We start from the raw sequence: 5,143 nt of genomic DNA, 5'->3' as shown, positions 1-5,143 counted from the left end.
ATCTTGTTTTTGCTTGTCATCCCCCATTTTTAGATTTTCTGAGAGGTTGTATTCTTGTACTGCAAGTCCTTGGCTGAGATAATTAATGGCTTGAGGAATATCATCTTGAGACTGGTAAAATACAGCCAAATTGTTGAGATTGGTAGCAGTATCGGGATGGTTGTCTCCTAATTGTTGTTTGAAGATAGCTAAAGCCTGTTTGTAGAGGAGTTCGGCTTCGCTGTATCTTCCTTGAGACTGGTAAAGTAATGCCAAATGGTTGAAACCGGTGGCGGTATCGGGATGGTTGTCTCCTAATTGTTGTTTGCTGATAGCTAAAGCTTGTTTGTAGAGGGGTTCGGCTTCGCTGTATCTTCCTTGACGATGGTAAAGTCCTGCCAAATTTCCGAGACTTTGTGCGGTATCGGGATGGTTGTCTCCTAATTGTTGTTTCCTGATAGCTAAAGCCTGTTTGTAGAGAGGTTCGGCTTCGCTGTATCTTCCTTGAACCCTGTAAAGTTCTGCCAAATTGTTGAGACCGGTGGCGGTATCGGGATGGTTGTCTCCTAATTGTTGTTTGAAGATAGCTAAAGCCTGTTTTAAGAGGGGTTCGGCTTCGCTGTATCTTCCTTGAACTCTGTAAAGTTCTGCCAAATTGTTGAGACTTTCTGCAGTATGAGAATGGTTGTCTCCCAATTGTTTTCTTATGATAGCTAAAGCTTGTTTGTAGAGGGGTTCGGCTTCGGCGTATCTCCCTTGACGATGGTAAAGATTTGCCAAATTGTTGAGACTGGTGGCGGTATTGGGATGGTTGTCTCCTAATTGTTGTTTATGGATAGCTAAGGCTTCTTTGAAGAGGGGTTCAGCTTCGCTGTATCTTCCTTGGGAATAGTAAAGTCCTGCCAAATTGTTGAGACTGGCGGCGGTAGAGGGATGGTTGTCTCCTAATTGTTGTTTCCTGATAGTTAAGGCTTGTTGGTAGAGGGGTTCGGCTTCGCTGTATCTTCCTTGAGACTCGTAAAGTAATGCCAAATTGTTGAGACTGGTGGCGGTATTGGGATGATTTTCCCCTAATTGTTGTTTTATGATAGCTAAAGCTTGTATTACGAGGGGTTCGGCTTCGCTGTATCTTCCTTGAGACTCGTAAAGTAATGCCAAATTGTTGAGACTGGTGGCAGTATCGGGATGGTTGTCTCCTAATTGTTGTTTATGGATAGCTAAGGCTTCTTTGAAGAGGGGTTCAGCTTCGCTGTACCTTCCTTGATTTCGGTAAAATTCTGCCAAATTGTTCAGACTTAGTGCAGTCAAGGGATGATTTTCCCGTAATTGTTCTCTTCTAATAGCCAAGGCTTGTTTGAAGAGGGGTTCGGCTTCGCTGTACCTTCCTTGATTTCGGTAAAATTCTGCCAAACTGTTGAGACTCAAAGCAGTATCAAGATGGTCATCCCCTAATTGTTGTTTTCTGATAGCTAAAGCTTGTTTGTAGAGGGGTTCGGCTTCGCTGTACCTTCCTTGAGACTTGTAAAGTTCTGCCAAATTGTTGAGATTGTTAGCAGTAGAGGGATGATTTTCTCCTAATTTTTTTTTCTTGATAGCTACAGATTCTTTTAAGAGGGGTTCGGCTTCGGCGTATCTCCCTTGACGATGGTAAAGATTTGCCAAATTGTTGAGACTGTTAGCAGTAGAAATATGGTTAGCTCCTAATTGTTGTTGTCTGATGGCTAAAGCTTGTGTGTAGAGGGGTTCGGCTTCGCTGTATCTTCCTTGAGACTCGTAAAGTTCTGCCAAATTGTTGAGACTGGAAGCAGTGTCGGGATGATTTTCCCCTAATTGTTGTTGTCTGATGGCTAAAGCTTGTGTGTAGAGGGGTTCGGCTTCGGCGTATCTCCCTTGAGAATAGTAAAGCACAGCCAAATTGTTGAGACTGGCGGCGGTTAGGGGATGGTTGTCTCCTAATTGTTGTTTTATGATAGCTAAAGCCTGTTTGTAGAGGGGTTCGGCTTCGCTGTATCTTCCTTGAGACTCGTAAAGTCCTGCCAAATTGTTGAGACTGGTAGCGGTTAGAGGATGGTTGTCTCCTAATTGTTGTTTTATGATAGCTAAAGCCTGTTTGTAGAGGGGTTCGGCTTCGCTGTATCTTCCTTGAGACTGGTAAAGTCCTGCCAAATTGTTGAGACTGGAGGCGGTATCGGGATGGTTGTCTCCTAATTGTTGTTTTATGATAGCTAAAGCCTGTTTGTAGAGAGGTTCGGCTTCGCTGTATCTTCCTTGAGACTCGTAAAGTCCTGCCAAATTGTTGAGACTGGAGGCGGTATCGGGATGGTTGTCTCCTAATCGTTGTTTGCTGATAGCTAAAGCTTGTTTGTAGAGGGGTTCGGCTTCGCTGTATCTTCCTTGAGACTGGTAAAGTCCTGCCAAGTTGTTGAGACTGGTAGCAGTCCAAGAATGATTTTCTCCTAGTACCTTTTTGACAATAGCTAAAACTTGTTCTGCTAACGGTATCGCCTCATTATATTTCCCTTGCTGATGTAAATCAGCAGCTTGCTGATTTAAGCGTTTTGCTTCGGCTAAAGTAATATCATTTTCTGTTGCTTCCCGCCAACTCAAGACGTAACTACCGGATTCTTTTGCTTTAGCTGAATTGACAATAAGGGTGTAAGTTCCCGTTACAGGTAGAGTCAAGACAATTCTGGCATTATTCTCATCTCCTCCATCATTATTCTCGGCAATCTTGTTATTATTGGGGTCAACCAAAATGAGATAAGCATCAAAATCCTTGCTAGTCAAATCAATAATTAACGGTTCTCCTGCTTTTCCTTGAAAAGTATGGACATTGAAATAACTCTCATCTTCCATGGTTTGGCTATTGCTATCTAACTTTCCTTCAATTGAGGAACTATTAGCTACACTAGACTCTGATTGCTGTGCTAAAGTTCTTTGTCCCACCGTTGGGGTTAAGATGATTCCCGATAATCCCATCACTCCCGCAACCGCAGCCGCCATCATCAATAATTTAACTTTCATCCTTACTCCCTCCTTAAAATGTCATTAATTGTTTTAGCCAATTCCTGAACCTGCGAAGTATCTCCTAACTGATTATAAGTCCCCTTCGCCTTGGTTAACCACTGTATCGCCTCATCCTTACTCCCCAAGAGACGATAAGCTATTCCTAAACCCGCTTGTATCTCCGCTTGCACTGACAAATTCTGCGTATTTGTTGCCAGTTTTAACGCTTTTTCATAAGGTTTTTTTGCCAACTGAGGTAAACCCATCTTAAGGTAAGTATCCCCTAACAGTTGATAAACGGTAGCAACCTGACTATTTTGCTTCACCAATCCTTCTAATACCTCAACCGCATCCCCATACAACCCATAACCTCGATAAAGATGCGCTAAAACTAACCCTGCTTCCTCCGGGGATAATTGCTGCTGTTGAACAGCTTTAACAGCATCTAAAACCGTTTTCTTCGTCTGTTCATCTAATACTGTAAACCCGACGTTTTCATCATCACGTCTAGAAGACGCACCATTATCAGCTTCTATGGTTACTCGATATCGCTTTCCTGCTTCCAGAGGAGGTTCACCGGGATAGACTATTTCAGTTTTATTTGTCTGCGTTTCCCAATTAACCCCATCTATTTTGATAGTATAATTAGTTGCACCCGGAACAGCATTCCACCGCAGTCGAGGACGATTGGTAATAATATTCGTTTCACGGGGAGTAATTAGGTAAGGTAATTTTGCTAAAACTTTCTCTTTATTTCCTGTTGGACGGAGGGTTGTATTATTAATATTGGGAAGTGAAATCACAGGATTTCCCCGAGGACAGCCACTAGAAACAATATACTTTCCTGTTTTAACCGTCCACTGCTTGAGATTACTACAATAAACCTTAACGGAAGCGTTAGCTGCCACTTCTAACTTATCATCAAAACTGAGGGTAAGTCCGACAGAAGCAGGAAGGGGTTTTTTCCATTGTGGTTTTTTAACGGTAACTTTCCCTTTTACCTGAAAAATTGTGTTAACTCCAACAGTGTTGCTAAAAGTCGCCGACGGAAATCCTACTGTAATTAATATCAGGGAAATGGGGGTAAAGAGTTTGAGAAATTTATTCATGACTAGAATCAATTGAGGTTTGGCTTTAATTAGGTTCGTTGTTGAACTTTAGTCATAATACGGTGCGCTGAAGCGCAACTATGAACTATTTCTTGACTGTTAATTTTATTGATACTAACTTATTTTTTCTATTTTATGTTGATTTATTATGGGGATGAACTAAATTCCATCGGAGTCCAATCACCAGAAATAATAAAACTTGCCCAGTAGAAGGGATGTTGATAGTTTTCACTCTTGAGCATTTCTAGTTGAATTTGCCGTAAGGCTTCACTGCGTCCTTCTCCTTTTATCAATCGTCCATAATAAGCTACCATTAAATCTTTAGTTGCTTGATCAGAAACGTTCCAAAGGCTAATTAATTGGCTTTCTGCCCCAGCAATGACAAAGGCTCGACGCAGACCATAAATCCCTTCACCTACGCTAATATCCCCTAAACCTGTCTTAGAACCAGATAAAACTACTAATTTTGTTCCCACTAGATTGAGTCCAGTAATCTCCAAAGCAGTTAAAACCCCATCATCTCCTGCACTTTGACCGATTGTAACTCCTGCTAAAATTAACCCAGAACGCAATAAAGGATTCTCAATAACATTGCGTTCACCCTGTAGGGGCGAATTGCGTTCGCCCGGATTACGTTCTGGTTTAATAAAAAAACTATGAGTAGCGATGTGGAGAATATGCGGTTTTTTCGCTTGTTTGACGGCGTTTTCTGTGGCTTGAGAACCAGTTAAAACAGTGGCTTGAGGTAAGATATTTTTAATCGCTTTAGCTTCTTCCTCTGTACCCGGAAGACCGGGAAAAGTAAACTCAGACAGAATGAGAGCGACTTTTTTCCCTGCTTTACCGTAGAAAGGATCAGCTACAATAAGCGGAGATTGTTGACTGGCAAATTTATCTTTAAGGCGCAGTAAATCCCGTCCAGAAGTGAGGTAAGTAATATGATAATTTTCCACTAAGTATTGATTATTTTCATCTACTAAAGCTTCAAAGGGAATTAAATTAAGTGCAGCATCAGGAGAAAGCAGAATTGTTTTAGTATTGCCTAATAA

General features: G+C 41.6%; 3 protein-coding genes. All 3 read right to left on the bottom strand.

Annotated features, from left to right (window positions below):
* A partial coding sequence (locus EWV60_RS14900) for a tetratricopeptide repeat protein (protein WP_287233082.1) occupies positions 1-3,003 on the bottom strand: 3,003 nt, incomplete at its 3' end.
* Positions 3,004-3,005: 2 nt separating this feature from the next.
* Complete coding sequence (locus EWV60_RS14895; protein WP_287233080.1) at positions 3,006-4,094, bottom strand: tetratricopeptide repeat protein; 1,089 nt, start codon at positions 4,092-4,094, stop codon at positions 3,006-3,008.
* 146 nt (positions 4,095-4,240) lie between these two features.
* The coding region (locus tag EWV60_RS14890) for a CHAT domain-containing protein (RefSeq protein WP_287233078.1) at positions 4,241-5,143 on the bottom strand (903 nt) is incomplete at its 5' end.

The organism is Microcystis sp. Msp_OC_L_20101000_S702, from assembly GCF_007095705.1.
In the GTDB taxonomy this organism is placed as follows: domain Bacteria; phylum Cyanobacteriota; class Cyanobacteriia; order Cyanobacteriales; family Microcystaceae; genus Microcystis; species Microcystis ichthyoblabe_A.
Note: the sequence above shows the minus strand (reverse complement) of the source record. Positions and strands in the feature narration are given on the sequence as shown.

Excerpts from the sequence above, each read along its gene's own strand:
- EWV60_RS14895 (WP_287233080.1), bottom strand. The coding sequence starts at position 4,094 with ATGAATAAATTTCTCAAACTCTTTACCCCCATTTCCCTGATATTAATT.